Source organism: Delftia sp. DS1230 (genome assembly GCF_040112715.1).
Classification (GTDB): Bacteria; Pseudomonadota; Gammaproteobacteria; order Burkholderiales; family Burkholderiaceae_C; genus Comamonas; species Comamonas tsuruhatensis.
On the sequence record NZ_CP157763.1, the window covers coordinates 3,641,477 to 3,664,617 of the forward strand.

The 23,141-nt window shown below is 66.2% G+C and carries 16 protein-coding genes and 1 tRNA gene; 15 read left to right on the forward strand and 2 right to left on the reverse strand.

Translation table 11 applies throughout. The features are described from left to right. Nucleotides 1–9 precede the first annotated feature (9 nt). The gene (locus tag AAN986_RS16380; protein ID WP_349335403.1) at nucleotides 10–1,014 is read right to left on the reverse strand and encodes a FecR domain-containing protein; all 1,005 of its coding nucleotides are present in this window, start codon (nucleotides 1,012–1,014) and stop codon (nucleotides 10–12) included. Beyond that, complete coding sequence (locus AAN986_RS16385; RefSeq protein ID WP_047219770.1) at nucleotides 993–1,517, reverse strand: sigma-70 family RNA polymerase sigma factor; 525 nt, start codon at nucleotides 1,515–1,517, stop codon at nucleotides 993–995. The genes AAN986_RS16380 and AAN986_RS16385 overlap by 22 nt, the downstream gene beginning before the upstream one ends. A gap of 208 nt (nucleotides 1,518–1,725) precedes the next feature. Between AAN986_RS16385 and AAN986_RS16390 the strand changes: the two genes are divergently transcribed. The 15 genes from AAN986_RS16390 (at nucleotide 1,726) to AAN986_RS16460 (ending at nucleotide 22,829) form a co-directional block, all read left to right on the forward strand. Continuing rightward, nucleotides 1,726–4,314, forward strand: a complete 2,589-nt coding sequence (locus tag AAN986_RS16390) for a GGDEF and EAL domain-containing protein (RefSeq protein ID WP_047219769.1) — start codon at nucleotides 1,726–1,728, stop codon at nucleotides 4,312–4,314. A gap of 269 nt (nucleotides 4,315–4,583) precedes the next feature. Then, entirely contained in the window at nucleotides 4,584–6,434 is a 1,851-nt protein-coding gene (locus AAN986_RS16395) for a methyl-accepting chemotaxis protein (protein WP_016452942.1), read from the forward strand. A gap of 291 nt (nucleotides 6,435–6,725) precedes the next feature. After that, nucleotides 6,726–7,830 (forward strand): peptide chain release factor 2 gene (gene prfB / locus AAN986_RS16400; RefSeq protein ID WP_133073275.1). Its coding sequence is split into 2 segments (ribosomal slippage): nucleotides 6,726–6,806 and nucleotides 6,808–7,830, totalling 1,104 coding nucleotides; the frame shifts between segments, so codons are not numbered across the junction. A gap of 77 nt (nucleotides 7,831–7,907) precedes the next feature. Beyond that, nucleotides 7,908–10,634, forward strand: coding sequence for an aminopeptidase N (gene pepN, locus AAN986_RS16405; RefSeq protein ID WP_047219768.1), 2,727 nt, complete (start codon nucleotides 7,908–7,910; stop codon nucleotides 10,632–10,634). Between the two features lie 198 nt (nucleotides 10,635–10,832). Further along, nucleotides 10,833–11,840: a class 1 fructose-bisphosphatase gene (locus tag AAN986_RS16410; RefSeq protein ID WP_012205101.1), complete on the forward strand. Its 1,008-nt coding sequence runs from the start codon at nucleotides 10,833–10,835 to the stop codon at nucleotides 11,838–11,840. Nucleotides 11,841–11,866: 26 nt separating this feature from the next. Then, a tRNA-Thr gene (locus AAN986_RS16415) sits at nucleotides 11,867–11,942 on the forward strand. A 751-nt stretch (nucleotides 11,943–12,693) separates the two neighbouring features. After that, nucleotides 12,694–13,380, forward strand: a complete 687-nt coding sequence (cysC, locus tag AAN986_RS16420) for an adenylyl-sulfate kinase (protein ID WP_016450619.1) — start codon at nucleotides 12,694–12,696, stop codon at nucleotides 13,378–13,380. Further along, the gene (locus AAN986_RS16425; protein ID WP_047219767.1) at nucleotides 13,377–14,012 is read left to right on the forward strand and encodes an aspartyl/asparaginyl beta-hydroxylase domain-containing protein; all 636 of its coding nucleotides are present in this window, start codon (nucleotides 13,377–13,379) and stop codon (nucleotides 14,010–14,012) included. The genes cysC and AAN986_RS16425 overlap by 4 nt, the downstream gene beginning before the upstream one ends. Continuing rightward, nucleotides 14,005–15,186 carry a hypothetical protein gene (locus AAN986_RS16430; protein ID WP_034364005.1) on the forward strand — a complete coding sequence of 394 codons (1,182 nt, stop codon included), beginning with the start codon at nucleotides 14,005–14,007 and terminating at the stop codon, nucleotides 15,184–15,186. The genes AAN986_RS16425 and AAN986_RS16430 overlap by 8 nt, the downstream gene beginning before the upstream one ends. Further along, nucleotides 15,176–15,673, forward strand: coding sequence for a GNAT family N-acetyltransferase (locus tag AAN986_RS16435; RefSeq protein WP_047219766.1), 498 nt, complete (start codon nucleotides 15,176–15,178; stop codon nucleotides 15,671–15,673). Before AAN986_RS16430 ends, AAN986_RS16435 begins: the two co-directional genes overlap by 11 nt. A 57-nt stretch (nucleotides 15,674–15,730) precedes the next feature. Beyond that, nucleotides 15,731–16,252, forward strand: a complete 522-nt coding sequence (locus AAN986_RS16440; RefSeq protein WP_034364006.1) for a tail fiber protein — start codon at nucleotides 15,731–15,733, stop codon at nucleotides 16,250–16,252. 22 nt (nucleotides 16,253–16,274) lie between these two features. After that, complete coding sequence (locus AAN986_RS16445; protein ID WP_047219765.1) at nucleotides 16,275–16,802, forward strand: tail fiber protein; 528 nt, start codon at nucleotides 16,275–16,277, stop codon at nucleotides 16,800–16,802. Nucleotides 16,803–16,811: 9 nt separating this feature from the next. Beyond that, entirely contained in the window at nucleotides 16,812–17,339 is a 528-nt protein-coding gene (locus tag AAN986_RS16450; protein ID WP_034364007.1) for a tail fiber protein, read from the forward strand. Nucleotides 17,340–17,352: 13 nt separating this feature from the next. After that, on the forward strand, nucleotides 17,353–18,210 hold the full coding sequence (locus tag AAN986_RS16455) for a sulfotransferase (protein ID WP_034364027.1): 858 nt from the start codon (nucleotides 17,353–17,355) through the stop codon (nucleotides 18,208–18,210). Beyond that, nucleotides 18,207–22,829, forward strand: coding sequence for a DUF4347 domain-containing protein (locus tag AAN986_RS16460; protein WP_244386167.1), 4,623 nt, complete (start codon nucleotides 18,207–18,209; stop codon nucleotides 22,827–22,829). The genes AAN986_RS16455 and AAN986_RS16460 overlap by 4 nt, the downstream gene beginning before the upstream one ends. The last annotated feature ends 312 nt before the right edge of the window (nucleotides 22,830–23,141 follow it).

Here is a 23,141-nt window from a genome sequence, read left to right on the forward strand (position 1 = left end):
TCGATTTTTTTAGTTCCTGGCGACCACGGTGATCCAGTAGCCGCGCATGCGCGTCTGCACGTCGACGGGATAGGTGGAGGCCAGCATGGTCAGCGTCCGGTCCGTATCGCCCAGCGGAAAGGAGCCGGACACGCGCAGCGCGCGCACCTCGGGCGCGCACTGCAGCAGGCCGGGCCGGTAGCGCGACAGTTCGGCGCAGAACGCGGCCAGCGGCATGGCGTCGGCCATCAGCATGCCGTGGGTCCAGGCCGTGGCCTCGGGCTGCAGGGGCTGGGGCGAGGTCACCTCCCCCGCTCGCAATACCGTTTGCTGACCGGCTTGAACGACCAGCGCTGGGCTGGCGGCGCCGCGCAGCGTCACTTCCACGGCGCCCTCGGTCACGGCCAGGCGCACGGGGCCGCCGTCCGCCCTGCCCCCCTCTTGCCGCACGGTGAAGCGGGTGCCCAGGGCGCGCAGCCGGCCATGGGCGGTATCCACGACAAAGGGGCGGTGCGGTGTGGCGGTATCGGCCGCCGTTTCTATGGAAATCGCGCCCTGGCGCAGGGTGAGCAGGCGCAGTGCGCCATCAAACCGGATGTCCACCGCGCTGGCCGTGTCCAGAAGGAGGCGGCTGCCATCGGCCAGATGCTCGGTGCGGCGCTCGCCGGTGGCGGTGCGCAGGTCGGCGCCCCAGCCGCGCTGGTCCGCCGCACTCCATACCAGCCAGCCTGCCGGCGCCACGGCCAGCAGCGCGGCCAGCCGGGCCACGGCGGCGCGGCGCTGGGCGCGGTGGCTTCGGGGCCGGTCCAGCGCCGGCATGGCCAGCGCTGCAGGCAGGCCGCCCAACTTGCCCAGCAGCCGCTCGGCGCGCTCCCAGGCCAGGGCATGCTGTGGCTCGGCCTGGCGCCAGCGCTCGCAGGCGGCGCGGTCGGCGTCGGTGGCGCCGCTGTCGTGCAGGCGCATCAGCCATTCGGCGGCCTCGTCGAGCACGCGCGCTTGCAGGGGCGTCTCCATCACGCCATTGCCACCAGGCATTGGCGAAACGCCTGGGCCATGTAGCGCTTGACGCTGGTGAGCGAGACCTCCAGCTGCTGCGCGATGTCCTCGTACTTCATGCCGTCCAGCTGGGACAGCAAAAACGTGCGCCGCACGATGGGCGGCAGCGCGTCCAGCATGGCGTCTATCTCGTGCAGGGTCTCCAGTACCAGGGCGCGCTGCTCGGGCGACGGCGCCACGGGCTCGGGCAAGGCGGCCAGGGCTTCGAGGTAGGCGCGCTCCAGCGCCTGGCGCTTGTACCAGTTGACGATCACGCCCTTGGCCACCGTGGTCAGGTAGGCACGCGGCTCCTGCACACCGGCCAGGTCGCGCACGCCCAGGATGCGCACGAAGGTGTCCTGCGCCAGGTCCGCCGCATCCGCCCCGTTGCCCAGCCTGCGGCGCAGCCAGCCCTGCAGCCAGCCATGGTGGGCGGCATAGAGGGCGGAGATTTCGCGGTGCAAGGGGCTGGAGGCGGCGCTGGAGGCTGGGGCGGATGGCATGGTAGGACCCGATGGCTTGAAGGCGGGAGTCACCATCAAACAAGAATCATTCTCAAATCATTGTAACCAGCGGAATCACTTGCCTAAGAGTGCCATCAGGCGGACCATCCAAAGGCGACCAGAGTGGCTGACATCCAGCTGCTGCGCCGGATCGGTATCATTTAGAAACAATCAATCATCAGCTCAGCATCCATCAGGAGAGCGAACCATGTTCGAAACGCGGGTAGCAGGCACGGCAGGACAACAGGCGCTGTGGAGCACGCTGGACAAGGCCATGGCGCTGGCGGAATTCACGCCCGAAGGCCGGCTGATGCGCGCCAATGCCAACTACGAGGCCATCCTCGGCTATCCGGCCACGGGCGCTGAAGGTCTGCTTCACAGCGATCTGTGCACGCAGGCCCAGGCCGACCCGGCCGCCTACGGTCAGTGGCGCCAGCGCTGGGGCGCGGGCGAGACGGTTTCGCGCGTGGGAGAGCACCGGCGCCGCGACGGAAGCACGTGCTGGCTGGAGGCCACCTATGCGCCCGTGCTCGATGCGGCCGGCGCCCTCAGCCATGTGCTGTGCATTGCCACCGATGTCTCGGCCCGCATGCTGGCCGACCGCCGGCGGCAGGAGCACATGCGGCGCCTGTCCCTGGTGGCCGATGCCACCGATGCTGCCGTGGTGATCGCCGATGGCAACTGGACCATCAGCTATGTGAATGCGGGCTTCAGCCGCATGTTCGGCTGGACCAGCGAGGAAGTGGTGGGCCGTGCGCCCATCGCCCTGCTGGTGCCCCATGCCTCGCCCGAGTTCACGGCCGCCTACCGTGCCGAGCTGGACGCGGGCAAGCCCGTGTACCGCGAGGAGATCCTGGTGGGCAAGGACGGCGAGCGCTACTGGGTCAGCGCCCAGGCCAATCCCGTGATGGGGCCGGACGGGCGGCTGCAGACCACGGTGACGGTGATCACCGACATTACCGAAGCCAAGATGCATGAGGTGCTGCAGCGGCGCGCCCTGGAGGCCATGGCCCGCGACCAGCCGCTGACCGAGGTGCTGGACCTGGTGTGCCGCGAGGTCGAGCGCATTGCGCCCGATATCGCGGTCTCGGTGCTGGAAGTCGATGACCAGAACCGCCTGCATCCGCTGGCCGCGCCCAGCCTGCCGGCCTCCTATTCGGCGGCGCTGGACGGCGTGCCCATCGGCCCCAATGTCGGCTCCTGCGGCGCGGCGGCCTTTCACAACCGGCCCGTGCTGGTGGGCGACATCGCCACCGACCCGCTGTGGGCCGACTACAAGCACCTCATCCTGCCGCTGGGGTATACGGCCTGCTGGTCCACGCCCATCTGCGGGCTGCAGGGCGGCGTGGCCGGCACCTTTGCCTTCTACTACCGCCATTTCAACCGGCCCGGCCCCGATCCCTTCCACCAGCGGCTGGTGGAGGCCTGCACCGACCTGTGCGCGCTGGCGCTGGAGCGCGAGCAGGCACGCCGCCGCATCCGGCAGCTGGCCTTCTACGACGGGCTGACCACCCTGCCCAACCGCAGCCTGCTGCTGGCCCAGGCCGAGCAGGCGCTGTCCGTGGCTTCGCACGAGGGCCACGAGCTGGCCGTGGTCTTCATCGACCTGGACCGTTTCAAGCAGGTCAACGATTCGCTGGGCCACCCGGCCGGCGACCGGCTGCTGTGCAGCGTGGCCCAGCGCATTCAGGCGGAGCTGCGCACGGGCGACATTGCCGGACGGCTGTCGGGCGACGAGTTCGTCATCGTGCTGCCACACTGCGGCGGTGCGCAGGCGGCCGAGGTGATAGAGCGGCTGCAGTCGGCACTTGGCGAGCCCTGCATGATCGACGACGTGTCCCTGGCCAGCACGGCCAGTTGCGGCATTGCCGTGTTTCCCGCCGACGGGCGCGACATGGAGACCCTGCTGCACCGCGCCGACATGGCCATGTACCAGGCCAAATCCGGCGGGCGCGGGCTCTACAGCTTCTTCAGCCCCGAGATGAACCGCCTGGCCCAGGAGCGCCTGGTGCTGGAGACGGCGCTGCGCGATGCCCTGCGCAGCGGCGGCCTGCGACTGCACTACCAGCCCCAGCTCGACCTGAAGGACGGGCGCCTCTACGGCGTGGAGGCCCTGGCGCGCTGGAGCCATGCGGAATTCGGCGAGATCTCGCCCGCACGCTTCATTCCGCTGGCCGAGGAATGCGGCCTGATCGGCGAGCTGGGCACCTGGGCACTGCGCGAGGCCTGCCGCCAGCTGGGCGAGTGGCGCAGCCGGGGCATCGACGTGCCGGCCATGTCGGTCAACCTCTCGCCCACCAGCTTTCACAACCTGGACCTGCCGCGCATGATTGCCGACACGCTGGAGCACAACGCGCTCAAGCCGCAGGACCTCACGCTGGAGATCACCGAAAGCCTGCTGCTGGACACCAACCCGGGCACCATGCGCACGCTGCAGGCCGTGCATTCCCAGGGCGTGCGCCTGTCCATGGACGACTTCGGCACGGGCTACTCCAGCCTCAGCTACCTGCGGCGCCTGCCGGTCAGCGAGCTCAAGCTGGACCGCAGCTTCGTCGCCGACCTGGAGCACGACGAGGCCGCGCAGGCGCTGAGCAACGCCATCCTGGGCATAGGCCGCAGCCTGCACCTGACCGTGGTGGCCGAGGGCGTGGAGACGGCAGCGCAGAACACCATCCTGCGCGAACAGGGCTATCCGGTGGCACAGGGCTATCTGTTCTCTCGCCCGCTGCCGGCCGCTGATCTGGAACGGTGGCTGCAGGCCTCGAGCGCGCAGGCCGGCCTGGCGACGGACGTGTGAGCGGACATGTGAACGGGCATGTGAACGGGCATGTGCGCGGACCAGGCCATGCGCGCGGAGACCTTGGCCGGCAAAAGTAACAATCCGCAATAAATATTCGGACTGGACCTATTTTTCCCTAAGCCTCGCCGGCAAGTGACCGATATCTGCGGCATGGCGGCGGCTGAGTGTCGGCCCCGCTGATCGCCACAGATCGCCACCGTTTCCGCCGACTCCCAGCCCCAGCCGCTCATCCGCTTTCGCTCTTCGCCATACGGCACTCCCCCACCATGATGTTTTTCCGCAATCTGAAGCTGGCCCCCAAGCTGCTGGCCTCCTTCATCGCCCTGCTGCTGCTGACCGCAGGCCTGGGCCTGTTCTCCGTGGTCCAGCTGGACCGCGTCAACCAGACCGCCACCGACCTGGCCCACCACTGGATGCCTGCCGAGCGCGTGCTCCTGGAGATGCGCTACCAGCTGCAGCGCTACCGCTCGCAGACCATGCAGCATGTGCTGGCCACCTCCATGGAAGAGATGGCCGTCTACGACAAGAACATGCCCGCGCTGTGGTCCGAGCTGCTGAAGAACCAGCAGGCCTTCGAGCGCTATGCCAATACGGCTCGCGAGCGCGAGCTGATGGCCGGCATCAAGGACGACCTGGGCCAGTACGCGCAGCACACGGCAAAGATCGTGGACCTGTCCCACGCCCTGCGCACCGACGAGGCGTCCGAGCTGCTGCGCGGCGATTCGGTCAAGACCAGCCGCGCCATCAACAGCAAGCTCGATGAACTGATCAAGCTCAACGCCCAGGGCATCGAAGATGCCAACCAGGCCGGTGACGACATCTTCACGGCTGCGCGCTGGTGGGTGATCGCCCTGCTGGTGGGCGCCGTGGTCTTCGGCCTGGCCATGGCCCTGCTGATCGCCCGCAGCGTGGCGCGCCCCCTGCAGCAGGCCGTGAGCCTGGCGCAGGCCGTGGCCGCAGGCGACCTGGGCAGCCGCATCGAGGTGCATGGCAAGGACGAGACCGGCCAGCTGCTGCTGGCCCTGCAGCACATGAACGAAAGCCTGCAACGCATCGTGGGCCAGGTGCGCCAGGGCACGGACTCCATCGCCACGGCCAGCGGCCAGATCGCATCGGGCAACCAGGACCTGTCGGCCCGCACCGAGGAGCAGGCCAGCTCGCTGGAGCAGACCGCCGCCTCCATGGAGGAGCTGACCTCCACCGTCAAGCAAAACGGCGCCAACGCCCAGCAGGCCAACCAGCTGGCCGCCGCCGCGTCCCAGGTCGCCGTGCGCGGCGGAACGGCCGTGGCCCAGGTGGTGCAGACCATGTCCGCCATCAACGATGCCTCGCGCAAGATCGTGGACATCATCGGCGTCATCGACTCCATCGCCTTCCAGACCAACATCCTGGCGCTGAATGCCGCCGTGGAAGCGGCCCGCGCCGGCGACCAGGGCCGGGGCTTTGCCGTCGTCGCCTCGGAAGTGCGCACCCTGGCCCAGCGCTCGGCCGCCGCCGCCAAGGAGATCAAGCAGCTCATCGACGACTCGGTGGGCAAGGTCGAGGAAGGCAGCGCCCAGGTCGATTCGGCCGGCAAGACCATGGAGGAGATCGTGGCCAGCGTGCGCCGCGTGACCGACATCATGGGCGAGATCTCGGCCGCCAGCCATGAGCAGACGGCCGGTATCGAGCAGGTCAACCAGGCCGTCACGCAGATGGACCAGATGACCCAGCAGAACGCGGCCCTGGTCGAGGAATCGGCGGCGGCCACCGGCGCCCTGCAGGCCCAGGCCAAGGCGCTGGCCGAGGTGGTGAGCGTGTTCAAGCTCTCGCCGTCCACCGGCATGCTGGGCAGCAGCCGCGGTGTCAGCCACGCCGCCGCCGTGGCAGCGCCCCGCCAGACACCGGCGGCGCCCCGTCCGCATCTGGCGCCTGCCGCTCCCAAAGGCGCTGTGCCCGCACGCGCATCGGCCGCCCTGCCTTCTGCAACTGGTGCGGCCGGTGCACCCCCTGCTCCGGCAGGCGCCGCGCGCCCGGCCCAGCCGGCGCAGCCGGCCCGGCCTGCCGTGACCGCACCTGCCAGGGCCAAGGCCAAGGCGGCCAGCACGGCCTCCGACGACGATTGGGAAACCTTCTGAACCAGGTTTTCGCCCGCCCCGCCGGGGGCGGACACACCGGCCAAGGCCCGACCAGCTCCTGCTGGCCGGGCCTTTTTTCCGGGCGCCTCGCAGGCGGATCACGCCCCTGCCATGGCCAAGCCCTTCAAATCTGCCATGATCGACCGCTGCAAGCCCTTGTTTTGAAAGCCCTCGCCAGTCTGCCGCCCTCCCGCAGCCCCGCGCGACAGGCGCTTGGCCCGGCACGGTGCCCCAGCATGAGAAAATCGGCGATTCAGCCAAGAACACATTCATCAGAAGACGGAACACATCATGGAAGCAGAACGCATCAACCTCATCGGCAACACCCTCGAAGATCTGTCGCAGCGGACGGCAGATCTACGGAGGTATCTTTGACTACGATGCAAAGTACGAACGACTGCGCACGGTAAATGCCTCGCTGGAAGATCCCAGCGTCTGGAACGACCCCAAGAAGGCCCAGGAACTGGGCAAGGAAAAGAAGCTGCTCGACAGCGTCGTGCTGACGCTGCAAAAGCTCACCACCGAGCTGGCCGACAACGCCGAGCTGTTCGAGATGAGCAAGGAAGAAGGCGATGAGACCGGCCTGCTCACCATCGAGGGCGAGACCGCCAAGCTGCAGCCCCTGATCGAGGAACTGGAGTTCCGCCGCATGTTCGGCAAGGAAGCCGATCCGCTGAACTGCTTCGTGGACATCCAGGCCGGCGCCGGCGGCACCGAAGCCTGCGACTGGGCCGGCATGCTGCTGCGCCAGTACCTGAAGTACGCCGAACGCAAGGGCTTCAAGGCCACGGTCGAGGAAGAGACGCCGGGCGACATCGCCGGCATCAAGAGCGCGACCATCCACATCGAGGGCGAGTACGCCTACGGCCTGCTGCGCACCGAAACCGGCGTGCACCGCCTGGTGCGCAAGTCGCCCTTCGACAGCTCGGGCGGCCGCCACACCAGCTTTGCCTCGCTGTTCGTCTATCCCGAGATCGACGACTCGATCCAGATCGAGATCAACCCCTCGGACGTGCGCACCGACACCTACCGCGCATCGGGCGCCGGCGGCCAGCACATCAACAAGACCGACTCGGCCGTGCGCCTGACGCACATCCCGACCGGCATCGTCGTGCAATGCCAGGATGGCCGCAGCCAGCACAGCAACCGCGACGTCGCATGGCAGCGCCTGCGCTCCAAGCTCTACGAGCACGAGATGCAAAAGCGCATGGTGGAGCAGCAAAAGCTGGAGGACACCAAGACCGATGTGGGCTGGGGCCACCAGATCCGCTCGTACGTGCTGGACAACAGCCGCATCAAGGATTTGCGCACCAACGTCGAAATCTCGGCCACCCAGAAGGTGCTGGACGGCGACCTCGACGCTTTCATCGAAGCCTCGCTCAAGCAAGGCCTCTGATTTCAAGCCCCTGGGCGGCACCGGCCGCACAGGGGCTTGGACTCTGTCCCCTGATATTGGCATAGGAAGGAATCTGTATGCTGCAACTGCGTGACGGGCAGGCCCCTGCCACCGCCATCCACCGCGCCGACTACCAGGCTCCTGCCTGGTGGATCGACACCGTGGACCTGACCTTCGATCTCGATCCGGCCAAGACCCGCGTGCTCAACAAGATGCGCGTGCGCCGCAACACCGAGGTGCCGGCGCAGCCGCTGCGCCTGGACGGCGATGAACTGAACCTTGCGCGCGTGCTGGTCAACGGCGGCGGTACCTCGTTCAAGATGGACGGCGACCAGCTCGTGCTGGAGAACCTGCCCGAGGGCGGCGACCCCGTCGATCTGGAAATCTTCACCACCTGCGCGCCCGCCAAGAACACCAAGCTCATGGGCCTGTATGTGAGCCAGGGCACGTTCTTCACCCAGTGCGAGGCCGAGGGTTTCCGCCGCATCACCTATTTCCTGGACCGTCCCGACGTGATGGCCATGTATACCGTGACGCTGCGCGCCGACAAGACCGCGTACCCGGTGCTGCTGTCCAACGGCAACCTGGTCGAGCAAGGCGCGCTGGAAGACGGCCGCCACTTCGCCAAGTGGGCCGATCCGCACCGCAAGCCCAGCTACCTGTTCGCCCTGGTCGCCGGCAACCTGGTTGCGCGCGAGCAAAAGATCAAGAGCCGCGCAGGCCGCGACCACCTGCTGCAGGTCTTCGTGCGCCCCGGCGACCTGGAGAAGACCGAGCACGCCATGAACTCCCTCATGGCCAGCGTGGCCTGGGACGAGGCCCGCTTCGGCCTGTCCCTGGACCTGGACCGCTTCATGATCGTCGCCACCAGCGACTTCAACATGGGCGCCATGGAGAACAAGGGCCTGAACGTCTTCAATACCAAGTACGTCCTGGCCAGCCAGTCCACGGCCACCGACACCGACTACGCCAACATCGAGTCCGTCGTCGGCCACGAGTACTTCCACAACTGGACCGGCAACCGCGTCACCTGCCGCGACTGGTTCCAGCTGTCGCTCAAGGAAGGCCTGACCGTCTTCCGCGACCAGGAATTCAGCATGGACATGGCGGGCAGCCCCTCGGCACGCGCCGTCAAGCGCATCGAGGACGTGCGCGTGCTGCGCACCGCCCAGTTCCCCGAGGATGCAGGCCCCATGGCCCACCCGGTGCGGCCCGACAGCTACATCGAGATCAACAACTTCTACACCGTCACCATCTACGAAAAAGGTGCCGAGGTCGTGCGCATGCAGCACAACCTGGTGGGCCGCGAAGGCTTCGCCAAGGGCATGAAGCTGTATTTCGAGCGCCATGACGGCCACGCAGTGACCTGCGACGACTTCGCCCAGGCCATGGCCGACGCCAACCCCGACAGCGAACTGGCCCGGCGCCTGGACCAGTTCAAGCGCTGGTACAGCCAGGCCGGCACGCCACAGCTGCGCGCCGAAGGCAGCTATGACGCGGCCGCCCGCACCTACACGCTGACCCTGAGCCAAAGCTGCGCGCCCACGCCCGGCCAGGCCGAGAAGCTGCCCTTCGTCATCCCCGTGCAGATGGGCCTGCTGGGCCAGGACGGCCGCGCGCTGACCCTGCGCCTGCAGGGCGAAGATGCGCAGGCAGCCGGCGACAGCCGCCTGCTGGTGCTGTCCGAACCCAGCCACAGCTTCGTCTTCACCGACGTGGACCAGGAGCCCGTGCCCTCGCTGCTGCGCGGCTTCAGCGCCCCCGTGGTGCTGCAGCACAGCGACAGCGATGCCGCCTTGCTGACCCTGCTGGCCCATGACAGCGATGCCTTCAACCGCTGGGAAGCCGGCCAGCGCCTGGGCCTGCGCATCGCGCTGCAGGCCATTGGCGACACCTCCATCACGGCAGACGCCAGCGGCCAGATCGCCGCTGCCCTGTTGCCCTCCTCCTTCGTCGAGGCCATGCGCGGCGTGCTGCGCCATCCGCAGCTGGATGCAGCCTTCAAGGAACTGATGCTGACCCTGCCCGGCGAAAGCTACATTGCCGAGCAGCTGGCCGTGGTCGATCCTCAGCGCGTGCACGCCGTGCGCGAAGCCATGCGCCAGCAACTGGCCACCGAACTGCAGCCCGACTGGCAGCAGGCATGGCAGGAGCACAGCGACACCGGCGCCTACCGCCCCGACCCCGTCAGCTCCGGCCGCCGCGCCCTGTCCGGCATGGCACTGTCCATGCTGTGCCTGGCCGCGCGCGCCTCGGGCGACACGGTCTGGCCCGGCAAGGCGCTGCAGCGCTTCAAGGACGCAGGCAACATGACCGACCGCATGAGCGCCCTGACGGCACTGGTGCAAAGCGGCCACCCGCTGGCCGCCCAGGCCCTGGCGCGTTTCCACAAGCTGTTCCAGCACGATGCACTGGTCCTGGACAAGTGGTTCGCGCTGCAGGGCGGCGCCTGCGACCGTGGCGGCAACGTGCTGCCGGCCGTCAAGCAGCTGATGAAGCACCCCGACTTCCAGATCAAGAACCCCAACCGCGCGCGCAGCCTGATCTTCAGCTACTGCAGCGCCAATCCCGGCGCCTTCCACCGCGCCGACGCGGCGGGCTACGTGTTCTGGAGCGAGCGCGTCATCGAGCTGGACGCCATCAACCCCCAGGTCGCCGCCCGCCTGGCGCGTGCCCTGGACCGCTGGAGCAAGCTGGCCGAGCCCTACCGCACCGCTGCACGTGAAGCCATCGCCCGCGTGGCGGCCCGCGCCGAACTCAGCAACGACGTGCGTGAAGTCGTCACCCGCGCCCTCGCGGATTGACGAGCCACCCCCTGAGTCGCTTCGCGCCTTCCCCCTTGCAGGGGGACGACACCCTCGGTGCGAGGCGGCTCTTCCTCGGTGTCCCTGGCTTGAGCAGCGCCGGTTTTATGCTGCAAGCCAGGAATCACTGAAATGCTGTTCATCAGCAGATGCATACGCCATGCCGCATCTGCTCCCGGATTTTTAGGAGTTGAACCCATGAAGAAAAACGTCAGCCTGACCCGCTACCTGGTCGAGCAGCAACGCGTGGACGGCCTCATCCCCGGCCAGCTGCGCCTGCTGCTGGAAGTCGTGGCACGCGCCTGCAAGCGCATCAGCCAATCCGTCAACAAGGGCGCCATCGGCGACGTGCTGGGCACGGCCGGCAGCGAGAACGTGCAGGGCGAAGTCCAGAAGAAGCTGGACATCATCGCCAACGAGGTGCTGATCGAGGCCAACGAATGGGGCGGCCACCTGGCAGCCATGGCCTCCGAGGAAATGGAAGGCATCTACCTGGTGCCCAACCGCTACCCGCACGGCGAGTACCTGCTGATGTTCGATCCGCTGGACGGCTCGTCCAACATCGACGTCAACGTCTCCATCGGCACCATCTTCAGCGTGCTCAAGAAGCCCGAAGGCCACCCCGGCGTGACCGAGCAGGACTTCATGCAGCCCGGCACCCAGCAGGTCGCCGCCGGCTACTGCATCTACGGCCCGCAGACCACCCTGGTGCTGACCGTGGGCGACGGCGTCTCCATGTTCACGCTGGACCGCGAGCAAGGCTCCTTCGTGCTGGTGCAGGAAAACATCCGCATCCCCGAGGACACCAAGGAATTCGCCATCAACATGTCCAACATGCGCCACTGGGACACCCCCGTCAAGCGCTACGTGGACGAATGCCTGGCCGGCGTGGAAGGCCCGCGCGGCAAGGACTTCAACATGCGCTGGATCGCCTCCATGGTGGCCGACGTGCACCGCATCATGACCCGCGGCGGCATCTTCATGTACCCCTGGGACCGCCGCGAGCCCAACAAGCCCGGCAAGCTGCGCCTGATGTATGAAGCCAACCCCATGGCCTGGCTGGTCGAGCAGGCCGGCGGCGCCGCCACCAACGGCAAGCAGCGCATCCTCGACATCCAGCCCACGCAGCTGCACGAACGTGTGAGCGTCATCCTCGGCTCGAAGAACGAAGTCGAAAAAGTGACGCAATACCATTCCGAGGCATGAATTTGCCGTTATAATCTTTTTCTGTCGCCGGTGTAGCTCAGTTGGTAGAGCAGCTCATTCGTAATGAGAAGGTCGAGGGTTCGATTCCTTTCTCCGGCACCAAACAGGAAGCCCCTGGTTCGCAAGAGCCAGGGGCTTTTTTCATGCTGCCGCGGGCATACCCCCCTGCGTCCTGCCGGTAGGAGCGCTGCCAGCCCTCTGTCGCGCAACGGCTCGCAGGCAGGGCCGGCCTCTGCCATTGCTTCGGGTCGCAGCCGGGACCCGTCATTTGCCGCCTGCGCCGCCTGCAGCCCGTTCGGGCGAAATACACGCAGCGGTCCTGCTTCCAACCTCCATCACACGTGACCTGCCGGCGCCGGACGGAAAAAGGGCTGCGGGCCCGTGCACGCGCAGGAACGCTCGGCAGCCGATATGAACTTGATGCCGGCAACGGAGCGTCCCATACAAATACCTATTTCCAGTGATATACCACTTTCCGTGCGTCTCCTATGATCGCGGCTTCCTCTCATTTCAGCGATATTCATTGGAGCAAATGGTATTAATGAAAATGAAAAATCATTTCAACAAGAATCTCATTTGCGAGAATAGTCGATAAACGTTTTCAGGAAAAGCTATTGAAAACACCTTCTTGAGACAAATAAATAGCCAACAACCATCGCCAATGGCTATTGACGCTCCCCACTCCCCTGACAGGACGCTACGACACGTATTTCCCAGGGGAGACGGATGCGTTCGCATTGCGAAGCAGCGAATGGTGCCGTCAGTAATTTTTCTTGAAATTTCTTAACAATTCGTAGATATTCGCCCTGTCCGATTGACCCGTCTTTCGTTTTCCCGCTTTCCCACCCAAGCCATGCCATTTTCCGGCCATACCCCACCGCCCGACGTACATGCACAACCGTTTTGCATTACAAGGCAAGACAGGGAAAATCTGCATGGACACAGGGCATGCGCCATATGGCTCACCGGTCTTTCCGGATCTGGCAAATCGACAATCGCGAATGCGCTGCAGGCCCGCCTGCATGCCGCCGGCAGACGCACCTATGTGCTTGATGGCGACAACATCCGCCAGGGCCTGAACCGCGATCTGGGCTTCTCCAACGAAGACCGTGCAGAGAACATCCGCAGGGTTTCAGAGGTCGCACGGCTGTTCGTGGATGCGGGAACCATCGTGATCGCCGCCTTCATCTCCCCTTTCCGGGCCGAGCGCGATGCTGCACGGGCCTTGTTCGACAAGGGCGACTTCTTCGAGATCTTCGTGGATGTCCCCCTGTCCGTCGCCGAGCAGCGCGACCCCAAGGGCCTGTACAGGAAAGCGCGCCGCGGCGAGCTGCGCCAGTTCACCGGCATCGACTCTCCTTACGAGGCCCCCCCGGCTCCGGACCTGGCCTTGGCCACGCACCAGCTCAGCATCGCTGCCTGCGTCTCGCGCATACAGGCGCTGCTGCAGATGGAGCAGGCGGCCGAACCAGGCCCGGCAGCATGTGGCGTGGTGCCGCTGGTGAACTCACCCCTGCCGCTGGCCAAGGCACTGCAATGAATGCCAGGGCCATTCCGTCTTGCACACCTGCCGACGCATGCGCCGACGCACCCTTGTTTGCCCGGCTGGAGGCCGAGGTACGGCTGCAGGGACTGCGGGACGAGGTCGATGCGCTGCTGTCCTCACACTGGTGTGACCATGTGAACCACCGCGGCTACGAAGGTGCATGGCGCGTGGTGCCGCTGCGCTGCCAGCGCCAGCATGTGGCGGCCCACCCCCTTCTTCAGAGCTTCTCCATCGAGGCGCCTGACGAAGAATGGGACGATCTGCCCTCGCTGCAGCACAGCCCGGCGATGCGCGAGGTGCTGGACCAGTTGCAATGCCCGCTGCGCTCCGTGCGCCTGATGCAGCTGAAGGCCTGCTCATCCATCAAGCCGCATCGCGACCATGGCTTGAGCCTGGAGCATGGCCAGGCGCGACTGCACGTGCCCGTCTACACACACCCCGATGTGCGATTCATCGTGGAAGGCCTGGAGATCCCCATGGCCCCAGGAGAGCTCTGGTACTTCAATGCCGACGCCACGCATGAAGTGCTGAACCAGAGCACGCAGGACCGCACCCATCTGGTCATCGACTGCATTGCCAACGCCTGGCTGGCCGACCGCATCGGCAAGGGGCAGGCCTATGCATGAGCTGCAGGTCGCTTTTGCCGCACTGATCGCAAGCCCGTCGCAGCAGGCCTTGTTTGAGCGGGCTGGAAGTGTGGAATCGGTGCTCGCCCAGTTGCGGCTGCTGTGGCGTCTTCACGGCTGGGGCGATGCCCGGCTCATCCAGACTCTGGAGCAGTTGAGCAAGGAGGCTGCCGTGCCAGCCACCGCGCTGCTGGCCGGTGGCTGGCTTCCACACAGGTATGAGGCACGCACGCGCAGCATCCAGTGGTGCCTGCCGGACGGTCCTGCCACCGAGCCGTTCCATGACGAGTACATCAGCCGCTGCCTGCAGCGCAGGCTGCTGAATCAGTTCATCCGGCCACGCACGCCGCTGGCCGAGCTGTGCGCAGCCAGCGCTCCCAGGCGCTGGGGCCATCGGCCTGCCGGCTTCATCTTCCACCTCTCGCGCTGCGGCTCCACCCTGGTCTCGGGCAGCCTTTCCGAGCTGGACAGCACGCTGGTTCTGTCGGAGCCGCCGGTGTTCACCGAGTTGCTGCTGGACACCTCGCTGGACCGTGCGCAAAAGCGCGAGGGCATTGCCGGTCTGGTGTCGGCAATCACCGTCGCCGTGCCTGGGCGCCATGACCTTGTGGTCAAGTGGAATGCCTGGGACATCTTCCAGTGGGAGCTACTGCAGGACCTCTACCCCGAGGTGCCCAGCCTGATGCTGGTGCGCGATCCTGTGGAGATCCTGGCCTCGCACCACAGGCAGGCCGGCCGGCACATGTCAGGCGACCCGTCGCTGGCTGGCGCCAGTCCGGTGTTCTGTTGCGGCAGGAGCAGCCAACCCTTTGTCTCTATGCTCGACCATCGCATGCGCGTGCTGCAGGCACTGATGGAGCAGATGCGGGGCCTGCACGAAAGCCAGGGCGTTCCTGTGCTGCACTACAGCCAGCTGGGTGCCGGGGCCATGGAGCAGATAGCCCGGCGCTTCGGCCTTCATGCGAGCGAGGCCGCACGCCAGCGCATCGCCGTGCGCCTCAGCCAGCATGCCAAGGCGCTGGACCAACGCTTCTCGCCTGATGGGCAGGACAAGGCAGCCGTCTTTGGCGCAAGCGATCGCCAGGATATCGAAGCGCGCCTGGGCCCGCTGCACGCACAGCTGCTGCAGTGCGCACAACCCCTGATGGATGCGGAGGCCCTGCATGCTGCTTGAAGCGCTGCGCCCCCCCGGCCTGTTCACCCGTCCCGCTGAACCCGAAGACCGCAACTTCCAGCGCGCACTGTTTCTCTCCGCGCGCCCGCACCTGCAATCCCTGCCACTGCCCGGGGCCGCCCTCGCCCAGCTGCTGGACCAGCAGTACGACTTCCAGCAGGCCGACTACCAGCGCCGCTTTGCCGGCGCACCCCGCCTCATCGTGCAGGAAAGGGGCGTGCCCATAGGCGCACTGACGGTGCATGACAACGGAGCGGACCTGCACATCGTGGACATCGTGATCACGCCTGCCGTACGCGGACAAGGATACGGCGCGGCTCTGCTGCGCTGGGTGCAAGGCAGTGCCGCCGTGCTGGGCCGCCGGGTCACGCTGAGCGTCGATGCAGCCAACCACGGCGCGCAAAGGCTGTACGCCCGGCTGGGCTTCGCGTCATCGGGCATCGATGCCGTTCAACTGGGCATGGCCTGGCATCCGCCTGCCGCCTGAACACCTTCATACCCCTCCTGCACCCCCACAAAGCGATAACAGAAAGGCAACGCTTCCATGGAAAACTTCATTGGAGAAATCCGCTTGTATCCCTATGGCTGGCCTCCCAAGGGATGGGCGATGTGCGCCGGACAGATTCTGGCCATCAACCAGAACCAGGCACTGTTCTCGCTGCTGGGTACGCAATTCGGCGGAAACGGCAGCACTACCTTCGCGCTTCCCGATCTTCGTGGCCGGGTCGCACGGCACACGGGCGGCGGCTTGCAGCAAGGCTTGCCCGGTGGCGTGGAAAGCGTCACCTTGGTCGCCAACAATCTTCCCCAGCACACCCACTTCGTCATGGCAAGCACGGACAGCGGGGATGCGCCCGCGTTCAGCAACAACAGCATGGCCACGGCCACGCTCGTGGCCACCAGCGCCCCCACCAATTTCTATGCACCAGGCACCGCTGGCCAGCAGCCGATCGCGCCGGCCAGCGTCTCCAACACCGGCGGCAATCAGCCGCACGAGAACTGCCAACCCTCGCTGGTGCTGACACCGTGCATCGCGCTGACCGGCATCTACCCTTCGCGCAACTGACACGCGCCCACAGGAATACGCAATGGACTATTACCTTGGAGAGATCCGCCTGTTCGCAGGCAGTTTTGCACCCGCAGGCTGGCACCTGTGCGATGGCGCGACGCTCAACATCTCTGAATACGACGCCCTGTACTCGCTGCTGGGAACGATCTACGGAGGAGACGGGCAAACCACCTTCAAGCTGCCGGACCTTCGATCCCGCGTGCCCGTGGGGCAGGGAGCAGGCCCGGGGCTGACCAGTCGCGCCGTGGGTCAGCAGTTCGGAGTGGCACAGGTCTCGCTCACGACAAACCAGATCCCCACCCATTCCCACGGTCTTGTCGCCAGCACCTCCCTGGCTACCGCAGCACAGGCCACAGGGCTGGTGCCTGCACAAAACGGGTCCGATCTCTTCTATGCGCCACAGCCGGTGGCAGGGGCCAACCCACAGACCATGGCACCCGCATCGGTCACGGTCGCAGGCAACAGCCAACCGCACGACAACATCATGCCCAGCATGGCGATGAATTACATCATTGCGCTCTACGGCATCTACCCCTCCAGGAACTAGGACAGCACAATGGACGCTTTCATCGGCGAAATTCGCCAATTTCCGTTCAACTTCGCCCCCAAGAACTGGGCGCTGTGCAATGGCCAGTTGCTGGCCATCCAGTCCAACCCCGCATTGTTTTCCATCATCGGAACCTTCTATGGCGGCAACGGAACCACAACCTTCGGCCTGCCCAATCTGATAGGCCATGTCGTCACCGGAGCCGACCCGCAGCAGTCCTGGAACATCGGCTCCACGGAAGGCACTGATTCCGTCACGCTGCTGACCACTGAAATGCCCCAGCACAACCATTTGCTGACCGGGCTGAACAATCCAGGCACCCAGGCAGCGCCTGACAGCACGTCCTACCTGACGTTCGACGGTCGGGGGGGTACTGGGGTCGTGCGGTACATGCGAACCAACGGCACGCCCAGCGCCGCCATGGCTCCCAACATGCTGACTCCGGCCGGAGGCAACACCGCGCATGAGAATCGCCAGCCCTTTCTCGTGCTGAACTTCTGCATTGCGTTGCAAGGCGTCTTCCCCTCACGTAACTGACGTGCCGCAGCCCATGCCACGCACACTGCATTTCATCTCTGGCCTGCCGCGCTCGGGCTCCACGCTGCTCGCGGGCATCCTGCGGCAGAACCCGCGCTTTCACGCCGCGATGAGCAGTCCCGTGGCGGGGCTGGTCAACGGCGCCCTCGAGCAGATGGGCGCCGGCAGCGAATCCCACGCCTTCTTCGACGAGGCCCGGCGCAAGGCCATCTGCCGGGCCATCGTCGATGCCTACTATGCCGGCCAGCAGCAGCCCGTCCTCTTCGACACCAACCGCCAGTGGACGGCACGCATGCACCAGCTCGTGGAACTGGTGCCCGACTTCAGGATGGTGTGCTGCGTGCGCAATCCGGCATGGGTCATGGACAGCTTCGAGACCATCTACCGCAGGAACCCCTTCGACTACAGCCGCATGTTCAACGCGGCCTCGCGCCAGACGGTGTACAGCCGCTGCGAGTCGCTCATCCATGTGGCCGGTGCCGTGGGCAGCGCATGGACCGCGCTCAAGGAAGCCTACTACGGCGAGTTTTCCGAGCGCCTGCTGATCGTGGACTACGACCTGCTCACCCAGCACCCCCGGCGCACGGTGGAACTCATCTACCAATTTCTCGGCGAAGAGGCCTTCGCCCACGACTTCAATGCCGTCGAGTACTCCGAAAGCGAGTTCGACCTGCAACTGGGCGTCAAGGGCCTGCACGACGTGCGCCGGAAGGTGGCCTTCAAGCCGCGCCGCAGCATCCTGCCGCCCGACCTGTTTGCCAGGTACCAGGCCATGGACTTCTGGCAGGACACCACCGGCACCTCGGCCCACATCATCGCCAGCAAGAGAGCGTCCGCGACGGACACCGAAACACAGAGAGGAACACCATGATAGGCACCACATTCCTTGGCGGCTTCTCCGCCGCACTGCTTCCGCTGGGCCTGCTGGGTTCCGCAGGCCCGGCAGCGGGCTCGTACCTGCGCTCGTACCTGAGATCGCCCCAGGACTATGGCGAGCAGACCGCCCTGCCCCTGTCCCGCAGTGCCGCGCCGGCGCGCGACCTGCGGCCTCGCCCCCCGGGAGAGCTGGAGATCGTCGTGGCGTCGCCCGTCAGCGAACTGGTGATCGTGGACTCTGCCGTGCAGGACCGGGCCGTGCTGCAGCGTGCGCTCAAGCCCGGCGTGCAGATGGTGGAGATCGATGCCTCGCGCCCCGGCCTGCCCCAGTTGGTCCAGGCCCTGGCTTCGTTCAAAAATCTGTCAGCCATCCACGTGGTCTCGCATGCCGAGGCCGGCGTGCTGCTGCTGGGCAGCAGCCGCATCACGGCCGAAAGCGTCAAGGGCGAGATCGAATCGCTGGCCGCACTGCGCAATGCCGTGCGTCCCGGCGGTGACCTGCTGTTCTACGGCTGCGATCTCGCAGCCACGCCCGAAGGCGAGCAACTGCTGGACATCGTGCAGCATGCAACGCAGCTGGACGTGGCGGCGTCCAGCAATGCCACAGGCAACCTGGCCCAGGGTGGAGATTGGCAGCTGGAGGTGCGGCGCGGCCACGTCGATACGCAGCTGGCGTTTTCGGACAAGGCTCTGGCTGATTTCTCGGGCGTGCTGCTGGCCAGTGACGGACCAAAGTCTTTCTCCAGCTTCAGCGTCAACAGCCTCGATCTAGTCCAGACGGATTTTCGCGTCTCCGCCTGGGACAGCACACATACACAACTGGGACTGCAAATATATTCAGCTGCGCCCTTCGCCGCCTACATCCAGAACGGAGGGACTGCGACCGGCACCTACTTCTATCTCAGAGCGGACGATATCAACACCACAAAGTTCGAGCTGACGGGCCTGTCAGCCGGTGAATATGGTGCCGTCAGCCAGTTCACCAACGTGCGTATCGTGGGGATGCTGGCATCCGGTGGCACGGTCACGTCCAGCACCATCAACGGCAGCGCCACGCCAGGAGAAGCGTTCACCTTCACGGCAACCCAGCTTGCCGATTTCAGTGGCAAGAAACTCAAAGGCTTCAAGCTCTATGTGGATTGCGGCGGGGACGGTGGCGCCTGCCCGGCAAACAAGTTCGCCGACTTCGAATTCCGCGGCTTCACGATCGCAGGGGCGCAGAACTCGCCACGCATCTCCATTGACCACATAAGCCTGACAGGAGCCACGGGAACAGGCGGAGCGTTCAAGATAGGTGACACCGTCACGGCACGCTGGAACAACACTGCCAGCGGAGACTACAACGCCACACCGATCACAGGCGTCAACTTCGATTTGTCCCAGTTCGGTGGCGGCGCTTCGGTGGCGGCTCTCAATTCTGCAGGCATCTGGACAGCGACCCATTTGCTGTCGGCTGGCGCCATCGATGCCACGAATCGCAACGTATCCGTCACGGCAAGCAACAGCAATGGTCCCGCAACAACGGCAGGCACGAACAATGCCACGGTAGACACCATTGCTCCTGTCGTCACCCCTGGCAACATCGCCCTGTCGGGAGCGTCCGGCGTGGGCGGCGCCTTCAAGGCCGGTGACACCGTGACCGCCCAGTGGAACAACACTGCTGCGGGCGACAACAACACTGACACCATCAGTGCAGTGTCCATCAACCTGTCCGCCTTCAACGGCCCGGTGGCCATACCGGCCACCAACGCCGCCGGGATCTGGACAGCCACCCACCCGCTCCAGGCTGGCGTTGCAGGAAACAACCTCAATGCGAGCATCAGCGCCGCGGATAACGCCGGCAACATCACCACCACGGCAAGCACCGCCAACGCCACCGTGGACACCCTGATCCCCACCGTCAGCAGCATCGCCGTCAGCGGCTCGCCAGCCCCGGGCGATGCCAGCGTGGCGTTCACGGCAACCTTCAATAAGCCAGTCACCAACATCTCCACCGACGACTTCACCCTGATCGGTACGGGCACGGCTTCAGGCACCATATCCAGTGTCTCGGCCAGCACGGGCAGCTCCGTCAACGTCAACGTTTCGGGCATCACGGGCACCGGCACCATCAAGATCAACCTGAACGGCAGCACCAACATCGCCGACAGCGTGGGCAACGGGCCGCCTGCGTCCTTCAACAGCGGCGGGACTCACACGGTCGCCGTTCCGGTGGCCCCCGGTGCTCCCACGGGTGCCACGGCCACGGCCGGCAATGCCCAGGCCTCCATCACATTCGCTGCCCCGGCCAGCAACGGCGGTTCGGCCATCTCCACCTATAACGCAGTGGCCAGCGGGGGCGGAGGCCAGACCGGATACTGCACGGGGCCGACAGCCTGCACCATCACCGTGCCCGGCCTGACCAATGGCATCAGCTACAGCTTCAACGTCACGGCCACCAACGGCGCCGGCCTGACCAGCGCAGCAGCCACGACCAATACCGTCATCCCCAAGGGCACGCAGACCATTACCTTCGCCAATCCCGGCGCCCAGAACTTCGGCACCACGCCGACACTGGCGGCCAGCTCCAGCGCAGGGGCCAGCTATCCGGTGACCTTCGCCTCGTCCACCATGGGCGTGTGTACCGTCACTCCGACAGGCGCACTGACCTTCGTGACCGCAGGCACCTGCACCGTTGCAGCCGACCAGGCCGGCGATGCCGCCATCGGCGCCGCACCCCAGGTCGCGCAGAGCTTTGTCGTGAACGCCGTCGCCCCCGGTACGCCCACCATCGGCACGGCCACGGCCGGCAATGCCCAGGCCACGGTGAGCTTTACCGCGCCCGCCTTCACGGGGGGTGCAGCCGTCACCTACACCGCCACATCCAACCCGGGGGGCATCATGGCGACGGGCAGCAGCCCGATCACCGTGCCCGGCCTGACCAACGGCACGGCCTATACCTTCACAGTGACCGGCGCCAACTCCGCAGGTACCGGCACGCCCTCGGCCACATCCAACCAGGTAACGCCCAAGGCCACGCAAACCATCAGCTTTGCCAACCCCGGTGCACAGAACTTCGGCACCACGCCGACACTGACGGCAACCTCCAGCGCGGGCGCCAGCTATCCGGTGGCCTTCACGTCATCCACCACCGGCGTATGCACCGTCACTCCGACAGGCGCGCTGACCTTCGTGAGCGCGGGCACCTGCACCATTGCAGCCGACCAGGCCGGCGATGCCGCCATCGGCGCCGCACCCCAGGTCACGCAGAGCTTTGCCGTGAACGCCGTCGCCCCCGGTGCGCCCACCATCGGCACGGCCACGGCCGGCAATGCCCAGGCCACGGTGAGCTTTACCGCGCCCGCCTTCACGGGGGGTGCAGCCGTCACCTACACCGCCACGTCCAACCCGGGAGGCATCACGGCGACGGGCAGCAGCCCGATCACCGTGCCCGGCCTGACCAACGGCACGGCCTATACCTTCACAGTGACCGGCGCCAACTCCGCAGGTACCGGAACGCCCTCGGCCACATCCAACCAGGTAACGCCCAAGGCCACGCAAACCATCAGCTTTGCCAACCCCGGTGCACAGAACTTCGGCACCACGCCGACACTGACGGCAACCTCCAGCGCGGGCGCCAGCTATCCGGTGGCCTTCACGTCATCCACCACCGGCGTATGCACCGTCACTCCGACAGGCGCGCTGACCTTCGTGAGCGCGGGCACCTGCACCATTGCAGCCGACCAGGCCGGCGATGCCGCCATCAGCGCCGCACCCCAGGTCACGCAGAGCTTTGCCGTGAACGCCATCGCGCCTGATATCCCCGCCATCGGCACCGTCACTGCCGCAGACGCCCAGGCCACGGTGAACTTCACGGCCTCCGTGGGCAGCGGCGGTGCACCCATCTCCGGCTACACCGTGACCGCCACGCCAGTGGCGGCACCCGGTGCACCCGCCGTGACAACGCAGACGGGCACGGCATCGCCCATCGTCGTGACGGGTCTGACAAATGGATTTGTCTACAACTTCATCGTCAAGGCCACCAACGGCGCACAGACCAGCGCGGACTCCGCAGCGGTACAAGCCACGCCGCGCAAGCTGGAGCTGGTGGGCGCACCAGGCAGCGTGCCCGGCATGTCCGGCACGCCAACAGCGACGCTGTCCGGCGGCGGTGCCACCTGCACGCTGCAGGCCACCGGCGGCTTCGGCCCTGCAGCGTCCACACCGCCAGGCCTGCAGGCGCCCAACGGCCAATTCGCCTTCACGGCCGAGCAGTGCACGGGCGCCGTGACGATGACCCTGGTCTACCCCAGCCCGCTGCCCGTGGACGTGCAGTTCCGCAAGCCCGACGGAGCAGGAGGCTGGTTCGACCCCACAAATGCAGCCACCTCGCTGAACGTGGTCCTGAACGCTGCCCGCACCACGGTCAGCTACACCATCACCGACAACGGTCTGGGCGATACCAACCCGGCCACGGGCTCCGTCAGCGATCCGTTCGTTCCCGTGGTGGCTGCCGTGGCACCCGGAGGCGCGCAGGCCATTCCCTCGCTGGGTGGATGGGCGCTCGCAATGCTGTCCGGGCTGTTGGGAGGCCTGGCCCTGCGCAGCAGGAAGGTGTTCACGGCCCGGCGCTGACACGCGGGCCGCCCGGGAGCACGGCAGGCCCTGGCTCGCAAGAGCCAGGGCCTGCCGTCCAGAGCCCGAGCCCCCTCAGCGCAGAGGCTGCAGCAAGGCGGCGATTCCCGAAAACAGCGCCGCCATAAAGCTTTTTCTTAAGCTTTGATGGGCATACTGACGGCATCCGCTTTCCGCCGAGCCTGAGGTCTTTCTCCTCCCTCCCTCTCAATACTTCTCAGGCACGCCCCCAGGGCATCGGCTTTTCCATACCCAGGCCCGCAATCACCCGGCTCGCGGGCCTACTCCTGTGCCCACCGGCCACAGTCGGTA

Excerpts from the sequence above, each read along its gene's own strand:
- AAN986_RS16435 (WP_047219766.1), top strand. The coding sequence starts at position 15,176 with ATGCTGCTTGAAGCGCTGCGCCCCCCCGGCCTGTTCACCCGTCCCGCT.
- AAN986_RS16395 (WP_016452942.1), top strand. The coding sequence starts at position 4,584 with ATGATGTTTTTCCGCAATCTGAAGCTGGCCCCCAAGCTGCTGGCCTCC.
- AAN986_RS16410 (WP_012205101.1), top strand. The coding sequence starts at position 10,833 with ATGAAGAAAAACGTCAGCCTGACCCGCTACCTGGTCGAGCAGCAACGC.
- AAN986_RS16460 (WP_244386167.1), top strand. The coding sequence starts at position 18,207 with ATGATAGGCACCACATTCCTTGGCGGCTTCTCCGCCGCACTGCTTCCG.
- AAN986_RS16445 (WP_047219765.1), top strand. The coding sequence starts at position 16,275 with ATGGACTATTACCTTGGAGAGATCCGCCTGTTCGCAGGCAGTTTTGCA.
- AAN986_RS16380 (WP_349335403.1), bottom strand. The coding sequence starts at position 1,014 with ATGCCTGGTGGCAATGGCGTGATGGAGACGCCCCTGCAAGCGCGCGTG.
- AAN986_RS16440 (WP_034364006.1), top strand. The coding sequence starts at position 15,731 with ATGGAAAACTTCATTGGAGAAATCCGCTTGTATCCCTATGGCTGGCCT.
- pepN (WP_047219768.1), top strand. The coding sequence starts at position 7,908 with ATGCTGCAACTGCGTGACGGGCAGGCCCCTGCCACCGCCATCCACCGC.
- AAN986_RS16430 (WP_034364005.1), top strand. The coding sequence starts at position 14,005 with ATGCATGAGCTGCAGGTCGCTTTTGCCGCACTGATCGCAAGCCCGTCG.
- cysC (WP_016450619.1), top strand. The coding sequence starts at position 12,694 with ATGCCATTTTCCGGCCATACCCCACCGCCCGACGTACATGCACAACCG.
- AAN986_RS16390 (WP_047219769.1), top strand. The coding sequence starts at position 1,726 with ATGTTCGAAACGCGGGTAGCAGGCACGGCAGGACAACAGGCGCTGTGG.
- AAN986_RS16425 (WP_047219767.1), top strand. The coding sequence starts at position 13,377 with ATGAATGCCAGGGCCATTCCGTCTTGCACACCTGCCGACGCATGCGCC.
- AAN986_RS16450 (WP_034364007.1), top strand. The coding sequence starts at position 16,812 with ATGGACGCTTTCATCGGCGAAATTCGCCAATTTCCGTTCAACTTCGCC.
- AAN986_RS16455 (WP_034364027.1), top strand. The coding sequence starts at position 17,353 with ATGCCACGCACACTGCATTTCATCTCTGGCCTGCCGCGCTCGGGCTCC.
- AAN986_RS16385 (WP_047219770.1), bottom strand. The coding sequence starts at position 1,517 with ATGCCATCCGCCCCAGCCTCCAGCGCCGCCTCCAGCCCCTTGCACCGC.